This window comes from Treponema sp. R6D11 (assembly GCF_054786075.1).
Genome location: NZ_BDHD01000999.1, coordinates 1 through 417, shown reverse-complemented (window position 1 = coordinate 417; position 417 = coordinate 1). Strand labels below are relative to the sequence as shown.

Genomic DNA, 417 nt, shown 5'->3' with positions numbered 1-417 from the left:
CTGCACGTCCTCGCGCATTTCCCAGTCGTCGATGCGGATGCGCCCCTTGCGGTCTACGGGAACCATTTCCGGGTCGCCGCTTTCGGCCGCGTACAGGCGGTCGCGGGACAGGCGCGTAATCTGCTGGATGCAGCCTTCGTGGAGATTCATCTCCTTCATCACTTTGAACAAACATGAAATGTACAGGGGGATAATCGGAATTACCGCGCTTGAACGGGTAACCAGGGCTGTGTTTACGGAGACCCACGCGCCCGCTATCTTCCCGGGCTCCGCGTAAGTTTTGTTTATTTCAACGCAGGCTGAACCCGCCACCGAAGATGAAATCTACAACACGATAAAAGTTATGGGCGGCGAGGACTGGGAATATTGGATGGAAGCCTTGTACAAAGAAGGGCTACTCTCCCCCAAAACCAGAAC

Annotated in this window: 2 pseudogenes; one reads left to right on the top strand and one right to left on the bottom strand. The window is 55.2% G+C overall.

Annotation, left to right across the window (positions count from 1 at the left end):
* Positions 1-288: pseudogene (locus tag ACYVTD_RS17190) on the bottom strand (bifunctional NADH-specific enoyl-ACP reductase/trans-2-enoyl-CoA reductase); the annotation flags it as partial.
* 10 nt (positions 289-298) lie between these two features.
* Between ACYVTD_RS17190 and ACYVTD_RS17185 the strand changes: the two are divergent.
* Positions 299-417 (top strand): annotated as a pseudogene (locus ACYVTD_RS17185) (hypothetical protein); the annotation flags it as partial.